The sequence below is a fragment of the Kribbella polygonati genome (assembly GCF_050320105.1).
Classification (GTDB): Bacteria; Actinomycetota; Actinomycetes; order Propionibacteriales; family Kribbellaceae; genus Kribbella.
In genome coordinates, this window is record NZ_CP190129.1 from 6,774,162 (window position 1) to 6,792,366 (window position 18,205).

Here is an 18,205-nt window from a genome sequence, read left to right on the forward strand (position 1 = left end):
CATGGACATCTTCACGGCAGCACGGGACTTCGTACGGCGGGATGCTCGACTGGTCGAGCGGCGGCTCTTCGCGACGGTTTTCGAGGGGGCGGACGCGCGCGGCGTGGTGGACGCGCTGCGCGGGTTCCAGAACGCCGACGGGGGATTCGGGTGGGGGCTGGAGCCGGACAAGCGGTGCCCGGACAGCCTGCCGCTCGACGTCGAGGTCGCGTTCGACACGCTGCTCGCGGCCGGTGCGCGCGACGACGACATGGTCCGGCGGGCCGTCGACTGGCTCGCCACGGTCGCGACGCCGGACGGCGCCGTACCGCTGTGCGGGCCGGCCGTCGAGGGGTACCCGCGAGCCGAGCACATCACCGAGTGGACGTACCAGCCGGGCCTGAACCCGACCGCCGGGCTCGTCGGCCGGCTGCACAAGCTGGGCATCGAGCACCCGTGGCGGGACCAGGCCGCCGCCTGGTGCGAGGCCGAACTCGCGAACGGCCTCCCGGAGGACGCGCACGGCATGAGCGAGGTGCTGCAGTTCCTCGCGCCGCGGGAGGACGTCGACCTCGACCGGATCCGCGAGTGGCTCCCGAAGCTCGCGCACTTCCGCGCCGACGCGGCCGACCCGTCGTACGGCGTGACGCCGCTGGGGTTCGCGCCGACGCCGGACAGTGTCTGGCGGCCGCTCTTCACCGACGAACAGCTCGACGCCCATCTCGACCGCCTGATCGCCGACCAGCAACCCGACGGCGGCTGGGCCATCACCTGGGAACCCCCGGGACCCGCCGCCGTCCTCGAGTACCGCGGCATCGTCACCGTCGGCGCCCTCCGCACCCTCAAGGCATACAACCGCCTCTGACCGCGGCAGTTGCAGCTGCTGTACCGATGAACGGGTAATGGTGCCGGAATACCCTGCCTCGGCGGGCGGTGCTGAGCGTGACGGTCGCCGACGGGGCCGACCACTACCCGTTCTTCGGTACGGCTAGCCGGACTCGGCTGGGTGTTCGACCTGGCGGTCGCCCCACTGGGTGAGGAGGCCGCGGGCGATCTCGAGGTCCTCACGCAGGGAACGGTCGGTGAGGTCGCCGGGGAGTGCGGCGAGGGCGTCGGCCAGCCACGGGCCGACGGATGCGGGGGCGAGGTCGTCGGGGGTCAGCCCGGCCAGCCGGATCGCGCGGACCGCGGTGACGAGCTCGCTGGCGAGGACCTCGCGGAGCGCGTCCAGGAGCTGCTTGGTCAGTACGGCGGCCTGCGGGGCGAAGCTCGCGTGGAGTTCGGCGCCGCGGGACAGGGTCGCCGTACCGAGGGTTGCGGGCTGGGCGGCGGACCGGACCGCGGCGAGCGCGTCGTGGGCGACGTACTCGATCATCATCACGCCCGAGCTCGCCTCGGCGCCGCTGGCGAGGAAGCGGCTGAGACCCGTGTAGTCCGGGTCGACCAGGTTCGCGACGCGGGTGGTGGAGAGGGTGGCCACGCTGTGCAGGCTGAGCCGGAGCGAGTCCAGCGCGAGCGCGATCGGCATCGCGTGCCAGTTGCCGTTGTGCAGCACGGTGTCGCCGGCCACCAGCGGATTCTCCGCGGCGGCGTTGATGTCGATCCGCACGCTGTTGCCCAGGGCATCGGAGTGGTCGACGGCCGGTCCGAGGACCTGCGCGAAGGCCCTCAGCCCGAACGGGTCCTGGATCCGGGCGGGCCGGATCGGCAGGCCGTCGAGGAGGTCGCGCATCCGGCGGGCGACCCGGAGCTGCCCGGGTTGCGGGCGGGCCTCGTGGACGCGGGCGTCGTACACCTCGGCGTTGCCGCGGAGCGCGACGTGGGTGAGGGCGCCGACCAGCGGTACGACCTCGATCAGCGTGGCCGCCTCGACGTACGCGAGGCAGCACTCCGCGAGCGTGAACGCGTTGCTGGACAGCAGCGGGAGTGCGCTGGTGCCGTCGATGACGTCGCCGAGCGCGAGGCCGAGTTCGGCGAGCGGGCCGAGGTCGCCGGTGCCGATCGCGCCGCCGCGGTGCAGGTCGGGCAGGTCGTCGTCGTTGAGCAGGCCAACGATCGCGTCGGCGACCGCCGGGTCGAGGCCCGACCCGCCGGCCGCGAGCTGGTTCACCCGGATCAGCAGCCCGAGCCGGACCACGTCCTTCGGGTACGACGTCGTACCGGTCGTCGAGTGCGACGCGAGCAGCCGCGCACCGTGCTCGGGGTCGGACGTGAGGACGTCGCGGTTCGCCCCGACCCCGGTCGTCCGCCCGTACACCGGCCGCCTCGCCGCCACCTCGGCGACCACCTGCGCCGACTCACGCATCCGTTTCCGCGCGTCGTCGCTCAGCCGCACCGCGGTACGCCGCTGCCCCAGCGCGACAGCGTCGAGCGGCGCCAGCCCGGCACCCGAGAGCTCGACCGGTTCCATCTGCACAGTGTGGAACCGGCGACCGCCCGGGGACACCCGGCACGCGGGATCCTCCGTCTCGGATCCGAGACGTCAGGTCGGCGGCACCGGCCGTGCAGGGTTTCGGTGCCAGACGAAGATTGCCAGTGCGACCGCCACCAGAGCGAAGAAGGCGTTGCCGAGGAAGGACGGATGGTCCAGCTCGCGGGCCTGGCTGAACCCGGCCCAGGCGTAGGTGAGGAGCGCGCCGGTCGCGAGTGCGAGGGTATGGCGGGGAGTCCAGGTACGACGCCGCGCCCAACGCAGGACGACCGCCGTCGCGACGCCGAACAGCACGAACCACCAGGCGGCCGAGATCCACTCGTTCGCGTCCGGGAAGACGATCGACTCGAGCCAGTACACGCTCGTCAGCGCGAACCCGGTCAGTCCCACGACGAGCGGCCGCGGTACGTCGCCGTCGGCCGGTCGCGGCGTACGACGCCCGAGGACGAACGCCAGCGTGACCAGCCCGAGGATCACCACGGCGGAGCCCGCGAACTCGGCGGGGGAGGCGACGAAGTGAAAGCCGACGGCCTGCATCACCCCGAGCAACGTCGAGCCGACGACGAAGATCGCCGCGACCGCGATCAGCCCGCCGCGCCGCAGCCAGGGCTCGCGCGGAGCGCAGGCCTCGATCAGCGCGATCGGTACGCAGATGCTCCAGATCGTGTGCAGCGTGACGGTGCCCTGCAGCAGCGTCAGGCTGATCCCCAGCCCGGGGATCACCGCCATACCGTCGAAGCTGTCGAGTCCGACGTACGCCGGATTGAACAGCATCTGGTCGATCGGCCCCTCCTCGAGGAGCCCGTACGCGAGGGCCATCAGCACGATCCCGGTCCAACCGAGCCGGTACCGGCGGGCGACCTCGCGGATCAGCACCGCGCCGCCGCCGTACATCGGGGCGAACAGGAAGATCGAGCCGAGCTTGCCGATCGGCTGGTTCCCGAGCAGGAACTCGCCGACGAACGGTGCGAGGAAGAACAACGCCACGGCCCAACGCTTCACGCTCTCGACGCTAGGGCATCGCGGCCGGCGGATCGTCCATCTTCGGTGCCGGGCGGTGCGACCAAAGAAAACAGCCCGTCAGTTGCCTGACGGGCTGTCGGGGTCACTTCTGGCCGTAGCGCCTCTTGAACTTCTCCACGCGGCCCTGGGTGTCCATCACGCGCTGCTGGCCCGTGTAGAACGGGTGGCTCGCGGACGAGATCTCGACGTCGACGACGGGGTAGGTGTTCCCGTCCGTCCAGACGACGGTCTCGGTGCTCTCGCGGGTCGAACCGGTGAGGAAGCTGAAGTTGCCGGACTTGTCCCTGAAGACGACCCGGCGGTAGTCGGGGTGGATGTCCTTCTTCATGCTGCGGTACTTCCTTCCAAGTAGGGGGCGAACGGGTCGGTCAGGGGGTGCACCGCTTCGTCCGCACGGAGTACACAACCGTCGAGGAGGCGCTGTAATTCCCGGGCGTCGAGCGCGGGGCCGGTCAGCGACAGGTACGACGCGCGGTCGCCGTACTCGGGGTGCCACTCCAACGCCGACCGGGCCTGGTGCTGCTGCCCGACGGACGGCCAGCGGTCCGCGGGGAGGTCGGCCAGCCACGGACCGAGGACACCGAACACGACGTTGGTCCCGAAGCTGTCCCAGCTGACGCGGCGTCGGTGCTGGGTCGCGATCCAGAGCGTGCCGCGGCCGCGGACCGTACCGGCGACCAGGTCCTCGAGGGCGTCGTACAGCCGCTCGGGATGGAACGGCCGGGCGGCCTGCCAGCCGAACGTGAGCCCGTCCGCGGGCGCGGCGACGGAGCCTGGCTCGACGGTGCGGGGGAGTTGGGGACGTACGGCGAGGAGGTGCGCCGGGCTGGTGTGGGTCGTGAGGCGCGGGTTGATCGCCTGGAGGAGCCGGGCGGTGGGTACGTGGGCGGTGCTCAGGACGGCGGCGTCGGCGTACTCGAGCTGCCGTACGACGACCTCCGCGGTCGCCCGCCCGTCCTCGGCCGCGGTCGGGATGCCGCGCTCGCGGAGCAGGTCCTCGCCTTGCAGGTTCTCGAGGAGGAGCGTGGTGTCGACGCTGGTGAGGACGCGGTCGACGTGGAGGTCGGGGTGCTGGTCGATCTCGGTCGTGATCGCGTGCGTGTCGCCGGCGGCCGGTACGTCGACGATCGCCACGGCGTACCGCTCGACGGCCGCGATGCTCGCGAGGAGCTCGACGAGGGAACCGCGCAGCGCGCAGGAGACGCAGGGGTGGGCCATCGTGATGACCTCACGGTCGATCACCCCGGCGGCGGTCCGGGCGGTGCGGACGACGGCGGTCAGGTCGCGTACGTCGTACTCCACCAGCACGCCGGCCGGCCCGGCCTCGGCCAGCAGGTTGCCCGCGACGGCCCCGCGGAACCCGTCGCCGAGCCCCGTCAGCAAGGTCACCGGCAGCATCGGCTCTCCTCGTCTTATTGAAAACGATAACCAGTACAATGTACCCTGTGCGGTATGGCAAAGCGCAACGACCTCCGGCCGATCGTCAAACTCCGCAGCACTGCCGGCACCGGGTACACCTATGTAACGCGGAAGAACCGCCGGAACAATCCCGACCGGTTGGTGATCCGCAAGTACGACCGCACCGTCCGCACCCACGTCGACTTCCGCGAAGAGCGGTAGTGGCAACCGCGGCGAAGATCGCCAGGAACAACCACCGCCGCCGCGTAGCGTCCCAGCACGCCGCCCGGCGCACGTCCCTCAAGGCGATCATCGCCGCCCCCACCACGTCCGCTGCAGCCCGCGCCGACGCCGTCACCCGTCTCCAGCAACTCCCCCGAGACGCCAGCCCCACCCGCATCCGCAACCGTGACACCATCGACGGCCGCCCCCGCGGCTACGTCGGCAAAGCCGGGCTGTCCCGCATCCACTTCCGCGACCTGGCCCACCGCGGCGAACTCCCCGGAGTCACCAAGTCGTCTTGGTAGGAGGAACAGGAGGGGAAACCCCTCGTGTTGCAGCACGTGACACCCCGGCCAGGTCACGGGTAGGCGACCCGCGCGGGACATCCGCCAGCCCTCACCGCCAGCAGCCGCCGCCAGCAGCCGCCGCCAGCAGCCGCCGCCAGCCGCCGGCACCCGCCGTCAGTAGCAGTCAGCCGCCGGCACCCGCCGTCAGTAACAGTCAGCAGCCGCCGCCAGCCCCCCGCCAGCAGCAGTTGCGTCGGCACCCGCTGCTGGTGGCACGCTCCGTTCTGGTTCCGTCTGCTGGTTCCACCTCGCCTGTCAGCTGTTCCCGCGCCGGTTACACCTCGCCTGTTAGTTGTTCTAGCCGTGGAGGCGGCGGGTCAGGGCTTTGGCGGCTTGGCGGATTTTGTGGGCCAGGTGGGGGCGATCCGTCGGCGGGACTGTGTCGGTGCGGAAGGTTACCGAGATGGCGGCTACCGGGTGGCCGGCGTGGTCTACGGCGGCGCTGGCTACCGATGCCATGCCGGGGGTGATGAAGGAGTCCTCCACGGCGAAGCCTTGGCGCTTCTCGTCGGCGAGGATTCGGCGGAGTTGGCTGAGCGACTGCGGTCCTAGGTCGGTTCGGCGGACGAACGATTCCGTCGACGGGAACAGCGCCCGGACCTGAGCCGGCGGTAGCTCGGCGAGCAGTGCGCGCCCGGACGCGGTGAGGGTGGCGGGCAGGCGTACGCCGACGTCCGTCACCAGCGTGACCGGCCGCGGCGGCTGTTCCTTCAGCAGGTACACCAGCTCCCGGCCGTGCAGTACGCCGAGATGCGCGGTCTGCCCCACCTCGTGCACCAGCTGCACCAGCAACGGCCGCGCCAACCGCTCGAGCGGGTCGTGTCGCAGGTACGCCGACCCGATCTCGAACGCCGCCACCCCGAGCCCGTACCGCTTCTCCTCGGGCAGATGTACGACGTACCCCTCGTCGATCATTGCCCGCAGCAAGTGGTACGTCGACGAGCGCGGCAGCCCGACCGCGGAGGCGATGCGCTCCATCGGCACCGGCCCGGGCTGGGTGGCCAGGAACGTCAGCACCCGCAGCGTGCGGGTCGAGGCGGGAACGTTGCCGCTCACAACGGCAGCGTAACCCTTACACCCCGGACGAATCCTGCTTCTTGGCGCGGCTGCGGGACAGCCAGAAGCGGAAGCTCTCCCCGGCGACCGCGATCACGAACAGGCCGACCGCCACGCCCCAGTCGATGAACTCCGGCCCGGAGACCGCGATCCCGACGCCGAACGACAGCACCAGGAACACCACCAGCGAGACGACGAACCGCTTCACAGCGGCTTCTCCGCGGTCCACGCGCCCGACGTCTCCCGGTACCCGAGCCACCGGTTGACCGCCAGCATCGGCGCGTTCGCCGCGTCGTTCCCGGTGGAGGCGACGGTGAACCCGGCGTCCCGCGACCGCGCCAGCGCCGCCGACTTCGCCATCTTCGCGAGGCCGCGCCCGCGCGCCGACGGGATGGTCCCGGTCAGGTTCGACCAGATCACCCGGCGGTCCGGGTCGGCGGTCGTGGTCACGAACGACAGCACCCGGTCCCCGTCGAGTACGGCGACGCTCAGGTCGTACCGGTTGTCCGGGTTCTCCCACGACGTACGGACCCATTCCTCGTACGCCGGCCCGCCGGACAGCCCGCTCGGGTCGTCGTCGCGCACCTGGACCTCGGCGTCGTACAGCTGCCGCGGCTCGAGCTCGTCGTACGTCGCCAGCCGCAGGCCGTCCGGCACCGGGAGCGGCTCCCGTACGGCGGTGAGGTCGGCCGTGGAATGCGTCATCCGACGCCCCACCGCGAACCCCTGCCGCTCCGCGAACCCGGTCGAGTCCTCGGCCACCGCGGTCAGCAACCGGCCGGCCCCGAGCTCCCGTGCCCGCGCCGTGATCGCCTCGAGCAGGGCGGTCCCGATCCCGCGACCGCGGTACGCCGAGGGCACCTGCAGCGTGATCCGCACCCGCGGCGCCTCGGCATCCGCCGGCGGGCGGTACAGGTTCGCGTACCCGACCACGTCGGCGCCGTCGACGGCGATCAGCACCTCCTGCGAGCGACCGTGCCGCAGTTGCAGCTCGACGGCCCGCGCCGTCTTCACCAGGTGCGGCATCGTGGCGGCCCAGACCCGGGCGATTCCTACCGCGTCTTCCGGCCGCGCCGCCCGGATCTCGAACACCATGCCCGAACCCTACGACTACCGAGGGTCGCCACCCTCGTCTCAGATCCGAGACGGAAAGTGGTCCGGCGCTGCTGGCCGGGACCGGTCCGGCGCGGTGCAATGTTCGGGTGGAACAGACGGTGATTGTCGGCGTCGGCCCGCTGACCCCGGCCCAGGTGGTCGCGGTGGCGCGGTACGGCGCGCAGGTACGGATCGACGACCAGGCCCTCGAGGAGATCGCGAAGTCACGCGCCGCGATCGAGGCGCTGGCCCATGCGGACACCCCGCACTACGGCGTCTCGACCGGGTTCGGCGCGCTCGCCACCCGGCACATCGCGCCGGAACTGCGGGCGCAGCTGCAGCGCAGCCTGATCCGGTCGCACGCGGCCGGCTCCGGCCCCGAGGTGGAGACCGAGGTCGTCCGCGCGCTCGCCCTGCTCCGGCTCTCCACCCTCGCCACTGGCCGCACCGGGGTGAAGGTCGAGACCGCCCAGGCGTACGCCGGTCTGCTGAACGCGCACCTGACACCGGTCGTGCACGAGTACGGCAGCCTCGGCTGCTCCGGGGACCTCGCGCCGCTGTCGCACGTCGCGCTGGCGATCCTCGGCGAGGGCAAGGTCCGCGATGCCGACGGCAACCTTCTCGACGCCGGCGACGCGCTGCGACAGCACAACCTGACCCCGGTCGTGCTCGCGGAGAAGGAAGGCCTCGCGCTGATCAACGGGACCGACGGCATGCTCGGCATGCTGGTCCTCGCGCTCGCCGACCTCGACCGGCTGTTCAAGACCGCCGACCTGGCCGCCGCGATGAGCGTCGAGGCCCAGCTCGCCACCGACCGCGTGTTCGCCGCGGACCTGCAGGCCCTGCGCCCGCAGCCCGGTCAAGGAAAAGCCGCGGCCAACCTGCGCGCGATCCTCAAGGACAGCGCGATCGTCGCCAGCCACCGCGGCCCGGACTGCAACCGCGTCCAGGACGCGTACTCGCTGCGCTGTTCACCCCAGGTCCACGGCGCCGCCCGCGACACCGCGGCGCATGCGCTGAACGTGGCGACCAACGAACTCGCCGCCGCGATCGACAACCCGGTCGTGCTCCCGGACGGGAGGGTCGAGTCCAACGGCAACTTCCACGGCGCGCCGATCGGATACGTCCTCGACTTCCTCGCGATCGCCGTCGCGGACCTGGCGAGCATCAGCGAGCGCCGTACCGACCGCTTCCTCGACGTCGCCCGCAACCACGGGCTGAACGCGTTCCTCGCCGACGACCCGGGCGTCGACAGCGGCCACATGATCGCCCAGTACACCCAGGCCGCGATCGTGTCCGAGCTGAAGCGGCTCGCCGTACCGGCCAGCGTCGACTCGATCCCGAGCAGCGCGATGCAGGAGGACCACGTCTCGATGGGCTGGTCCGCCGCCCGCAAGCTGCGCAAGGCCGTCGACGGTCTGCAGCGCGTCCTCGCGATCGAGATCCTCACCGCCGCGCGGGCGCTCGACCTGCGCGCCCCGCTCACCCCGGCCCCGGCGACGGCGGCCGCCCGGGCGGTACTGCGGGAGTACGTCGAGGGTCCGGCCACCGACCGGTTCCTCGCCCCCGAACTCGAGCACTCCGTCCAACTCGTTGCCAACGGCACCTACGTCGAAGCGACCGAGGCCGTCACCGGCCCGCTGAACTGAAAGGCTGGATCACCCATGTCCGGACCACGTCCCGTCCGCGCACCCCGCGGCACCACCCTGACCGCCCGCGGCTGGCAGCAGGAAGCCGCGCTGCGGATGCTGCAGAACAACCTCGACCCGGAGGTCGCCGAGCACCCCGACGAACTCGTCGTGTACGGCGGTTCCGGCAAGGCGGCCCGGGACTGGAACTCGTTCGACGCGATGGTCCGCACGCTGACCACGCTCAAGGACGACGAGACCATGCTCGTCCAGTCCGGCCGCCCCGTCGGTGTCATGCAGACGCACGAGTGGGCGCCGCGGGTGCTGATCGCGAACTCGAACCTGGTCGGCGACTGGGCGACCTGGGAGGAGTTCCGCAAGCTGGAGGCGATGGGGCTCACGATGTACGGCCAGATGACGGCCGGGTCGTGGATCTACATCGGCACCCAGGGCATCCTGCAGGGCACGTACGAGACGTTCGGCGCGGTCGCGGAGAAGAAGTTCGGTGGCACCCTCGCCGGCACGATCACGCTGACCGCCGGCCTCGGCGGCATGGGCGGCGCGCAGCCGTTGGCGGTGACGATGAACGACGGGGTCGCGATCTGTATCGACGTCGACGAGTCGCGGATCCAGCGCCGCATCGAGCACCGGTATCTCGACGTACGGGCGTCGTCCGTCGACGAGGCGCTGCGCCTGGCGGAGGAGGCCAAGAAGGCGCGCAAGCCGTTGTCGATCGGTGTGCTCGGCAACGCGGCGACGATCGTTCCCGACCTGTTGAAGCGCGGTGCACCGATCGACGTGGTGACCGACCAGACGTCGGCGCACGACCCGTTGATGTACCTGCCGATCGGCGTCGAGTTCGAGGACTGGACGACCGCGCGGGAGAAGGACCCGGCCGGGTTCACCGAGCGCGCGCAGGAGTCGATGGCCAAGCACGTCCAGGCGATGGTCGAGTTCCAGGACGCGGGCGCCGAGGTGTTCGACTACGGCAACTCGATCCGGGACGAGGCGCGCAAGGCCGGGTACTCCCGGGCGTTCGAGTTCCCCGGCTTCGTACCGGCGTACATCCGGCCGTTGTTCTGCGAGGGGAAGGGCCCGTTCCGGTGGGCGGCGCTGTCCGGCAACCCGGCCGACATCGCCAAGACCGACCAGGCGATCCTCGACCTGTTCCCGGACAACGAGCACCTCGCGCGCTGGATCAAGCTGGCCGGCGAGCGGGTCGCGTTCCAGGGCCTGCCGGCCCGGATCTGCTGGCTCGGCCAGGGCGAGCGCGACAAGGCAGGCGTCCGGTTCAACGACATGGTCGCCTCCGGTGAGCTCGAGGCCCCGATCGTGATCGGCCGCGACCACCTGGACACCGGCAGCGTCGCGTCGCCGTACCGGGAGACCGAAGGCATGCTCGACGGCTCGGACGCGATCGCGGACTGGCCGTTGCTGAACGCGATGGTGAACGTGGCCAGCGGCGCGTCCTGGGTGTCGATCCACCACGGCGGCGGCGTCGGCATCGGCCGGTCCATCCACGCCGGCCAGGTGTCGGTTGCCGACGGCACCGACCTGGCCCGGCAGAAGCTCCAGCGGGTGCTCACCAACGATCCGGCGATGGGTGTGATCCGTCACGTCGACGCCGGCTACGACAAGGCGGTCGAGGTCGCGGACGAGCGCGGGGTGCGCGTCCCGATGCGGGAAAGCTGACTGTCTGCGACGGGAATAATCTGTAGCGCTACGGTACAGATTCCCGCAGTGCGAGAAACCGTGCGACCGCGTGGTTTCGGTCTTTCGTTCCGCTAGGGTCTTTCGGGCGACCGGACGACGAGCGCGAAGGGGCGCCATGATCGAGTTCGAGGACGTCACCAAGCAGTATCCGGACGGCACCGTCGCCGTCGACACACTGTCCCTGCGGATCCCGAGCAACCAGATCACCGTGTTCGTCGGCCCGTCCGGCTGCGGCAAGACCACCTCGCTGCGGATGATCAACCGGACGATCGAGCGCACCTCCGGGACGATCTCGATCGACGGTACCGACATCAACTCGCAGGACGCCGTGACTCTGCGGCGCGGGATCGGGTACGTGATCCAGAACGCCGGGCTGTTCCCGCACCGGACCGTGGTGGACAACATCGCGACGGTGCCGCGGCTGCTCGGCTGGGACAAGCGCAAGGCGCACAGCACCGCGATGGAGCTGCTGGAACGGGTCGGCCTGGACCTGAAGATGGCCGAGCGGTACCCGGCCCAGCTGTCCGGTGGCCAGCAGCAACGGGTCGGCGTCGCCCGGGCGCTGGCCGCGGACCCGGCGATCATGCTGATGGACGAGCCGTTCAGCGCCGTCGACCCGATCGTCCGGCACCAGCTGCAGGAGGAACTGCTCCGGCTGCAACGCGACATCGGCAAGACGATCGTGTTCGTCACGCACGACATCGACGAGGCGATCAAGCTCGGCGACAACGTCGCCGTACTCCAGGTCGGCGGCAAGCTGGCCCAGTTCGCGCCACCGGCCGAGCTGCTCGCCAACCCGGCCGACGACTTCGTCCGCGGCTTCGTCGGCCAGGACCGCGGTTACCGCGCGCTGACGTTCGTCTACACGGATCAGCTCACGGTGCAGCCGCTGCCGGCCGAGCTCGCGCTGAACGACGGCGTACCGGTCGGCTGGAAGAACGGCGCCGAGCAGCTGGAGCCGGTCGGCGCGGTCTTCAAGCGCGGCGACTCCCTGCGCGCGGCCTTGGACGCCGTACTGACGTCCCCGAACGGCCTCGGCGTGGTCGTCGACGACGAAGGCCGCGCGGTCGGCGTCGTCGACCAAGGTGCCGTGGCTGAGGCGCTCCGCTCATGACCTGGATCGGTGACAACCTCGGGCTGATCTGGGAACAGCTGCGCGAGCACATCTACCTGGCGATCATCCCGGTGATCCTCGGGCTGATCATCTCGGTGCCGCTCGGGTACGTCGCGACGCGCTACTCGTGGCTGGCGAACCCGCTGATCGCGTTCGGCGGCCTGCTGTACTCGCTGCCGTCGATCGCGCTGTTCATCGTGCTGCCCGCGATCCTCGGCACCAAGGTGCTGTCCGAGGTGAACATCGTGGTCGCACTGACCATCTACACCGTGTCCCTGCTGATCCGGAACGTGATCGACGGGCTCCGCTCCGTACCGCCCGACGTCCGGCAGTCGGCGATCGCGGTCGGGTACGGGCCGCTGCACCGGCTGGTCGCGATCGACCTGCCGATCGCCGTACCGGTGATCTTCACCGGACTGCGGGTGGTCACGGTCGCGAACATCTCGATGGTGAGCGTCGGCGCGGTGATCGGCATCGGCGGCCTGGGCGAACTCTTCACGCTCGGCTTCCAGAAGGCGTTCCTGACGCCAGTCGTGGTCGGCGTCGTACTGTCCCTGGCGCTCGCGCTGCTCGCGGACTTCGTGCTGGTGACCCTGCAACGCTTGCTGACTCCCTGGGCGCGCGTCGCGGCGCCGGTGGCGGAGGTGGTCTGACATGTGGCAGTACCTGACCGACTCGTACAACTGGTCCGGCAACGAGGGCATCTGGGCGCGGATCCTCGAACACCTCTGGTACACGTTTGCCGCGCTCGGCCTGTCGGTCGTGATCGGGCTGCCGATCGGGCTGCGGATCGGGCACACCCGGCGCGGCGCGTTCCTCGCGATCAACGCCGGCAACGCGGCGCGGGCGCTGCCCAGCCTCGGGTTGCTGATGCTCGCCGTCCTGCTGACCAACCAGATCGGGTTCCTGCCGGTGCTGATCGCGCTGGTCGCGCTGGGCATCCCGCCGATCCTCGCCTCGACGTACGCCGGGATCTCGGGTGTCGATCCGGCGACGATCGACGCCGCGCGGGGGATGGGGATGACCGGACGCGAGATCCTGACCAAGGTGGAGATCCCGATCGCGATGCCGCTGATCATCTCCGGCGTCCGGAGCGCGACGCTGCAGATCGTGTCGACCGCGACCATCGCCGCGCTGGTGTCGCTCGGCGGCCTCGGCCGGTACGTGATCGACGGGCTGAAGCTGCGGGACTTCCCGCAGATGTTCAGCGGCGCGCTGCTGGTCGCACTGATGGCGCTGCTGCTCGACGCGCTGTTCGCGCTGATCGGGCGGCTGACCGTCTCGCCGGGGCTGAAAATCGGCTGAACTGTCGGACGAACCTGATGAACTTGCGCTACATCCATCGGCACCGGCCGGTGGCTGAACGAGAACACTGGAGGCTCTCGTGTTGAGATCCACGCTCATCCGTACTGCGATCGCCGGGCTGGCGGTGCTCGGCCTGGCCAGCTGTGGGAACGGGGGCGACCAGCTCGGCAGCGGCAGCGCCGGATCCTCGCCCGCGCCGTCCAAGGTGACCAGCATCACCGTCGGGTCCGCCGACTTCTCCGAGAGCCAGTTGCTGGCGGAGATCTACGGCCAGGCGCTCGCCGCCAAGGGCATCGACGTGAAGAAGAAGCCGAACATCGGCAACCGCGAGACGTACATGGCCGCGATCAAGGACGGGTCCGTCGACCTGGTGCCGGAGTACACCGGCGCCTCGCTGGCGTACTTCGACAAGAACTCCACCGAGACCGACCCGCAGAAGGCATACGACGCGCTGAAGAAGGCGCTGACGGCGGGCCTGGAGATCCTGGAGATGTCGCCGGCCGCCGACGAGGACACCATCGTGGTGACCAAGGCGACCGCGGACAAGTACAACCTGAAGTCGATCGGTGACCTGAAGGGCAAGAACCTGGTCGCCGGCGGGAGCTCCGAGTTCAAGGTCCGGACCGCCGGGCTGAAGGGCATGAAGGAGAAGTACGACGTCGACTTCAAGGACTACAAGACGCTGGACGCGGGCGGTCCGCTGAGCATCAAAGCGCTGGAGGACAACACCATCCAGGTGACCGACCTGTTCACCACCCAGGCCGTGATCAAGGACAAGGGCTGGGTCCAGCTGGACGACCCGCAGCACATCCTGCCGCCGAACAACATCGTTCCGCTGATCCGGACCGACCACAAGTCCGACGAGGTCGTCACCACCCTGAACGCGGTCGACGCCAAGCTCACCACCGACGACCTGACCGCGCTGGTCAAGCGCATCGACGTCGGCAAGGAGAGCGCGGACGCGGTCGCCAAGGACTGGCTGTCGAAGAACCCACTGTCTTGAGTTTCGAATCCCTGTGGGCGGACCAGTCCGCCATCGGCCGTGACCCGGAAACAGGCGGGTACACCCGTGGCGGCTGGTCCCCGACCGAACGCGAAGCAACCCACTGGTTCCTCGACCAGTGCGCCACCCGCAACCTGTCCGTCGAATCCGACAGCATCGGCAACCTCATCGCCTGGTGGGAACCGCGCGAAAAGCCGGCCGACCGGCCGGCTCCCCGCGCGGGCGGGTTCGGTGCAGACGACCTGTCCGGTGCACCCTCCACAACCCCGCCCGGGTACCCGGCGGGTGGGTTCGGTGCAGACCAGCAGTCCGGTGCGTCCTCCACAACCCCGGCCGGGGAGCCGGCCGGAGGGCCGGCTGTCCGGCCGGGGGTCGTGACCGGGAGTCATCTCGACTCGGTGATCAACGGTGGGGCTTTTGATGGGCCCTTGGGTGTGGTTTCCGCTTTGGCGGCTGTGGACAAGTTGCGGGCGGAGGGTTTCGAGCCGGGGGTGCCGATCGGGATCGGGGCCTTCGTGGAGGAAGAAGGGTCGCGGTTCGGGATGCCCTGTCTGGGGTCCCGGGTCGCGGCTGGGGTGTTGTCCGCCGAGAAGGCTCTGCAGTTGAAGGACCGTGCGGGGGTCGGGCTCGCGGAGGCGCTGGAGAAGGCCGGGCTCGACCCGGCCGGTCTGGGACCTTCGCCGCTCCTGAAGCGAATGGGGACATTCGTGGAACTGCACGTAGAACAAGGCCGCGGACTGACCGCACCGGTAGGCGTGGCGAGCTCGATCTGGCCGCACGGGCGGTACCGGTTCACGTTCGGTGGTGAGGCCAACCACGCCGGTACGACGCTCATGGAGGACCGGCACGACCCGATGCTGACGTACGCGATGACCGCCCTCGCCGCGAACAAGCAGGCCCGCCTCGCCGGCGCCCGCGCCACCTTCGGCCGGGTGTCCGTCGAGCCGAACGGCACCAACGCCGTACCGTCACAGGTCACCGCCTGGCTCGACGCGCGCGCCGCCGACACGGCCGCCCTGGAATCGTTGCTAGCGGCAATCACCAGGCAAGCCGTCGAACGCGCCGAACGCGACGGCACCACCCTCGAGGTCACCCCCGAGTCGGTCTCGCCGATCGTCGACTTCCCGGCCGGCCTCCGCGACCGCCTGGCCGGCGTACTCGGCGGAGCCCCGATCCTGCCGACCGGCGCCGGCCACGACGCGGGCGTGTTCTCCGACGCCGGCATCCCGACCGCGATGCTGTTCGTCCGCAACCCGACCGGCGTCTCGCACTCACCCGCGGAGTACGCCGAGCCGGACGACTGCCTCGCCGGCGTCGACGCCCTGGCCGCCGTACTGAAGGATCTCGCGAAGTGACTTTCTGGTGCGAAACCGCGCTCCTCCCGAGTGGTCTCGCCTCGCGGGTCCTGCTCACCGTCGTCGACGGCCGGTTCACTGCGGTCGAACCGGACGCCGACCCCGGAGCCGCGACGGTCCTGCGCGGGCTGGTGGTCCCCGGCCTCGCGAACTGTCACAGCCACGCGTTCCACCGTGCGCTCCGCGGCCGGACGCAGACCGAGCGCGGCACGTTCTGGACCTGGCGTGAGCAGATGTACGCCGTCGCCGCCGCGCTCACGCCGGACACGTACTACGACCTCGCGAAGGCCGTGTACGGCGAGATGCTGCTCGCCGGCATCACCGCGGTCGGCGAGTTCCACTACCTGCACCACGCCCCGGGCGGCCGCCGGTACGACGACCCGAACGCGATGGGCGCCGCCCTGATCGCGGCCGCCCGCGACGCGGGCCTCCGGATCGCGCTGCTCGACACCTGTTACGTTGCCGGCGGCATCGACCAGCCGCTGAGCGACGTACAGCAGCGTTTCAGCGACGGCGACGCGACCGCCTGGGCCTCCCGGGTCGCCGGGCTGAGCGGCGGCGACGACGTGGTGATCGGCGCGGCGGCGCACTCGATCCGGGGCGTGCCGCAGGACCAGCTCGGCGCGGTCGCCTCGGCGTTCCCCGACGTACCGCTGCACATCCACCTGTCCGAGCAGGTCGCCGAGAACGAGGCCAGCCTCGCGGCCTACGGGCGTACGCCGACCCAGGTGCTCGACGAGGCGGGCTTCCTCAGCGGGCGGACCAGCGCCGTCCACGCGACCCACCTGACGCCGGTCGACGTCGGCCTGCTCGGGAGCTCCGCGACGTACTCCTGCTTCTGCCCGACCACCGAACGGGACCTCGCCGACGGCATCGGGCCGTCCGTTCAGCTCCGCGACGCGGGTTCGCTGTTGACCCTCGGCTCGGACAGCCACGCGATCATCGACCTGTTCGAGGAGATGCGCGCCGTCGAACTCGACGAACGCCTCGCCACCCAGGAACGCGGCCACTGGTCCGCCCCCGAACTCTTGAAAGCCGCCACCACCGACGGCCACCGCTCGATCGGCTTCCAAGACGCCGGAGCAATCCAGGTCGGCTCCCGGGCCGACCTGGTGGCCATCCGCCTGAACACCGTCCGCACCGCGGGAACGGCAGGCCCTCCAGGCGCCGCCTCCGGTGCCGTGGAAGCCGCCGTCTTCGCCGCCACCGCCGCGGACGTCTCCGACGTCGTCGTCTCCGGAAATCACCTGGTTGCCAACAGCAAGCACATTCGAATGGACGTAGCCGCCGAGCTGTCGTCTTCCATCGCGGCGGTGACCCGATGACCTCCCTCCTCCTCACCGGCATCAACTCCCTGGTGACGAACGACCCCACCCACGGCGGCCTGCTCGGCGAGCTGCACGACGCCGCCCTGGTCATCGACGGCAGCACCGTCGCCTGGGTGGGCCAACGCCGGCACGCCCCAGCCGCCGACGCCGCCACCGACCTCGGTGGCCGCGCGGTGATCCCCGGCTTCGTCGACTCGCACTCGCATCTCGTCTTCGCCGGTGACCGCGCCGAGGAGTTCGCCGCCCGGATGACCGGTACGCCGTACTCCGCCGGCGGCATCCGGACCACCGTCGCCGCCACCCGCGCCGCCACCGACGAACAGCTGACCGCGAATGTCTCCCGCCTCGTCACCGAGATGCGCCGCCAGGGCACCACCACCGTCGAGATCAAGTCCGGCTACGGCCTCACCGTCACCGACGAGGCCCGCGCACTGCGCATCGCCGGCCAGTTCACCGACGAGACCACCTACCTCGGCGCCCACGTCGTACCGGCCGACCAGGACCCCGCGGCGTACGTCGACCTGGTCACCGGCCCGATGCTCGACGCGGCCGCGCCGTACTCGAAGTGGATCGACGTCTTCGTCGAACGCGGTGCCTTCGACGCCGACCAGGCCCGGGCGATCCTCCAGGCGGGCATCGCCCGCGGCCTCCAGCCCCGCGTCCACGCCAACCAGCTCGGCGAAGGCGCCGGCGTACAACTGGCCGCCGAACTGGGCGCCGCCTCCGCCGACCACTGCACGTACCTCACCGACGCCGACGTGGACGCCCTGGCGTCCAGCGGCGTGGTGGCCGGCCTGCTCCCCGCGATCGAGTTCTCCACCCGCTCGCCGTACCCCGACGCCCGCCGCCTCCTCGACGCCGGCGTCACCGTAGCCCTCGCCACCGACTGCAACCCCGGCTCCGGCTACTCCTCCTCCATGCCGTTCTGCATCGCCCTCGCGGTCCGCGAAATGCACATGACCCCCGCCGAAGCCCTCTGGTCCGCCACCGCCGGCGGCGCCGCCTCCCTCCGCCGCCCCGACCTAGGCCACCTGACTCCCGGCGCCCCCGCCAACCTCGCAGTCCTCGACGCCCCCACCTACCTCCACCTCGCCTACCGCCCCGCCGTCCCCCTCGTCACCCGCACCCTCATCGCGGGCCGCGAGGTGTAGCCGGACCGCCACCACTCACCAACCGCGGTCACGGCACGGTCGCCCCGCTCGTCCGCG

19 protein-coding genes are annotated in these 18,205 nt (G+C 70.8%); 12 read left to right on the top strand and 7 right to left on the bottom strand.

Annotated features, from left to right (window positions below; all coding sequences use genetic code 11):
* Position 1 precedes the first annotated feature (1 nt).
* Complete coding sequence (locus ACQHIV_RS32270; RefSeq protein ID WP_427887655.1) at positions 2–844, top strand: hypothetical protein; 843 nt, start codon at positions 2–4, stop codon at positions 842–844.
* Positions 845–967: 123 nt separating this feature from the next.
* Here the strand turns inward: ACQHIV_RS32270 and ACQHIV_RS32275 are convergent, their stop codons facing one another.
* The 4 genes from ACQHIV_RS32275 to ACQHIV_RS32290 all read right to left on the bottom strand — a co-directional run bounded on the left by ACQHIV_RS32275 (position 968) and on the right by ACQHIV_RS32290 (position 4,831).
* Positions 968–2,389 (bottom strand): aromatic amino acid lyase, encoded by a 1,422-nt coding sequence (locus ACQHIV_RS32275; RefSeq protein ID WP_427887657.1) that lies wholly within the window; start codon positions 2,387–2,389, stop codon positions 968–970.
* A gap of 72 nt (positions 2,390–2,461) precedes the next feature.
* The gene (locus tag ACQHIV_RS32280; protein ID WP_427887659.1) at positions 2,462–3,412 is read right to left on the bottom strand and encodes a hypothetical protein; all 951 of its coding nucleotides are present in this window, start codon (positions 3,410–3,412) and stop codon (positions 2,462–2,464) included.
* A gap of 103 nt (positions 3,413–3,515) precedes the next feature.
* On the bottom strand, positions 3,516–3,761 hold the full coding sequence (locus ACQHIV_RS32285; protein ID WP_427887661.1) for a type B 50S ribosomal protein L31: 246 nt from the start codon (positions 3,759–3,761) through the stop codon (positions 3,516–3,518).
* Positions 3,758–4,831, bottom strand: a complete 1,074-nt coding sequence (locus ACQHIV_RS32290; RefSeq protein ID WP_427887662.1) for a GTP-binding protein — start codon at positions 4,829–4,831, stop codon at positions 3,758–3,760. Before ACQHIV_RS32290 ends, ACQHIV_RS32285 begins: the two co-directional genes overlap by 4 nt.
* A gap of 54 nt (positions 4,832–4,885) precedes the next feature.
* Between ACQHIV_RS32290 and rpmG the strand changes: the two genes are divergently transcribed.
* Both rpmG and rpsN read left to right on the top strand, forming a co-directional pair.
* Positions 4,886–5,053 carry a 50S ribosomal protein L33 gene (gene rpmG, locus ACQHIV_RS32295; RefSeq protein ID WP_427887664.1) on the top strand — a complete coding sequence of 56 codons (168 nt, stop codon included), beginning with the start codon at positions 4,886–4,888 and terminating at the stop codon, positions 5,051–5,053.
* Positions 5,053–5,358 carry a 30S ribosomal protein S14 gene (gene rpsN / locus ACQHIV_RS32300; RefSeq protein WP_427887665.1) on the top strand — a complete coding sequence of 102 codons (306 nt, stop codon included), beginning with the start codon at positions 5,053–5,055 and terminating at the stop codon, positions 5,356–5,358. The genes rpmG and rpsN overlap by 1 nt, the downstream gene beginning before the upstream one ends.
* A 339-nt stretch (positions 5,359–5,697) precedes the next feature.
* On the opposite strand, the gene ACQHIV_RS32305 is transcribed toward rpsN, so the two are convergent.
* The 3 genes from ACQHIV_RS32305 to ACQHIV_RS32315 are packed head-to-tail and all read right to left on the bottom strand — an operon-like array spanning position 5,698 to position 7,551.
* Positions 5,698–6,456, bottom strand: a complete 759-nt coding sequence (locus tag ACQHIV_RS32305; RefSeq protein ID WP_380203738.1) for an IclR family transcriptional regulator — start codon at positions 6,454–6,456, stop codon at positions 5,698–5,700.
* 16 nt (positions 6,457–6,472) lie between these two features.
* On the bottom strand, positions 6,473–6,664 hold the full coding sequence (locus ACQHIV_RS32310) for a hypothetical protein (protein ID WP_427887667.1): 192 nt from the start codon (positions 6,662–6,664) through the stop codon (positions 6,473–6,475).
* Positions 6,661–7,551 (bottom strand): GNAT family N-acetyltransferase, encoded by an 891-nt coding sequence (locus ACQHIV_RS32315; RefSeq protein WP_427887669.1) that lies wholly within the window; start codon positions 7,549–7,551, stop codon positions 6,661–6,663. The genes ACQHIV_RS32310 and ACQHIV_RS32315 overlap by 4 nt, the downstream gene beginning before the upstream one ends.
* Positions 7,552–7,658: 107 nt before the next feature.
* On the opposite strand from ACQHIV_RS32315, the gene hutH reads away from it, so the two are divergent.
* From hutH to hutI, 9 genes are all read left to right on the top strand, one after another.
* Positions 7,659–9,200 carry a histidine ammonia-lyase gene (gene hutH, locus ACQHIV_RS32320; protein ID WP_427887671.1) on the top strand — a complete coding sequence of 514 codons (1,542 nt, stop codon included), beginning with the start codon at positions 7,659–7,661 and terminating at the stop codon, positions 9,198–9,200.
* Between the two features lie 15 nt (positions 9,201–9,215).
* Positions 9,216–10,871: a urocanate hydratase gene (gene hutU, locus ACQHIV_RS32325; protein ID WP_427887672.1), complete on the top strand. Its 1,656-nt coding sequence runs from the start codon at positions 9,216–9,218 to the stop codon at positions 10,869–10,871.
* 136 nt (positions 10,872–11,007) lie between these two features.
* Positions 11,008–12,006 carry an ABC transporter ATP-binding protein gene (locus ACQHIV_RS32330; protein WP_427887674.1) on the top strand — a complete coding sequence of 333 codons (999 nt, stop codon included), beginning with the start codon at positions 11,008–11,010 and terminating at the stop codon, positions 12,004–12,006.
* Positions 12,003–12,659 (top strand): ABC transporter permease, encoded by a 657-nt coding sequence (locus tag ACQHIV_RS32335; protein WP_427887676.1) that lies wholly within the window; start codon positions 12,003–12,005, stop codon positions 12,657–12,659. The genes ACQHIV_RS32330 and ACQHIV_RS32335 overlap by 4 nt, the downstream gene beginning before the upstream one ends.
* Before the next feature lies 1 nt (position 12,660).
* Complete coding sequence (locus ACQHIV_RS32340) at positions 12,661–13,311, top strand: ABC transporter permease (protein ID WP_427887678.1); 651 nt, start codon at positions 12,661–12,663, stop codon at positions 13,309–13,311.
* A 79-nt stretch (positions 13,312–13,390) separates the two neighbouring features.
* Positions 13,391–14,314, top strand: coding sequence for a glycine betaine ABC transporter substrate-binding protein (locus ACQHIV_RS32345; protein WP_427887680.1), 924 nt, complete (start codon positions 13,391–13,393; stop codon positions 14,312–14,314).
* The gene (locus ACQHIV_RS32350) at positions 14,311–15,669 is read left to right on the top strand and encodes an allantoate amidohydrolase (RefSeq protein WP_427887682.1); all 1,359 of its coding nucleotides are present in this window, start codon (positions 14,311–14,313) and stop codon (positions 15,667–15,669) included. Before ACQHIV_RS32345 ends, ACQHIV_RS32350 begins: the two co-directional genes overlap by 4 nt.
* The gene (locus ACQHIV_RS32355) at positions 15,666–16,994 is read left to right on the top strand and encodes a formimidoylglutamate deiminase (protein WP_427887684.1); all 1,329 of its coding nucleotides are present in this window, start codon (positions 15,666–15,668) and stop codon (positions 16,992–16,994) included. The genes ACQHIV_RS32350 and ACQHIV_RS32355 overlap by 4 nt, the downstream gene beginning before the upstream one ends.
* A complete protein-coding gene (hutI, locus tag ACQHIV_RS32360; protein ID WP_427887686.1) occupies positions 16,991–18,148 on the top strand; it encodes an imidazolonepropionase in 1,158 nt (385 codons plus the stop codon). The genes ACQHIV_RS32355 and hutI overlap by 4 nt, the downstream gene beginning before the upstream one ends.
* The last annotated feature ends 57 nt before the right edge of the window (positions 18,149–18,205 follow it).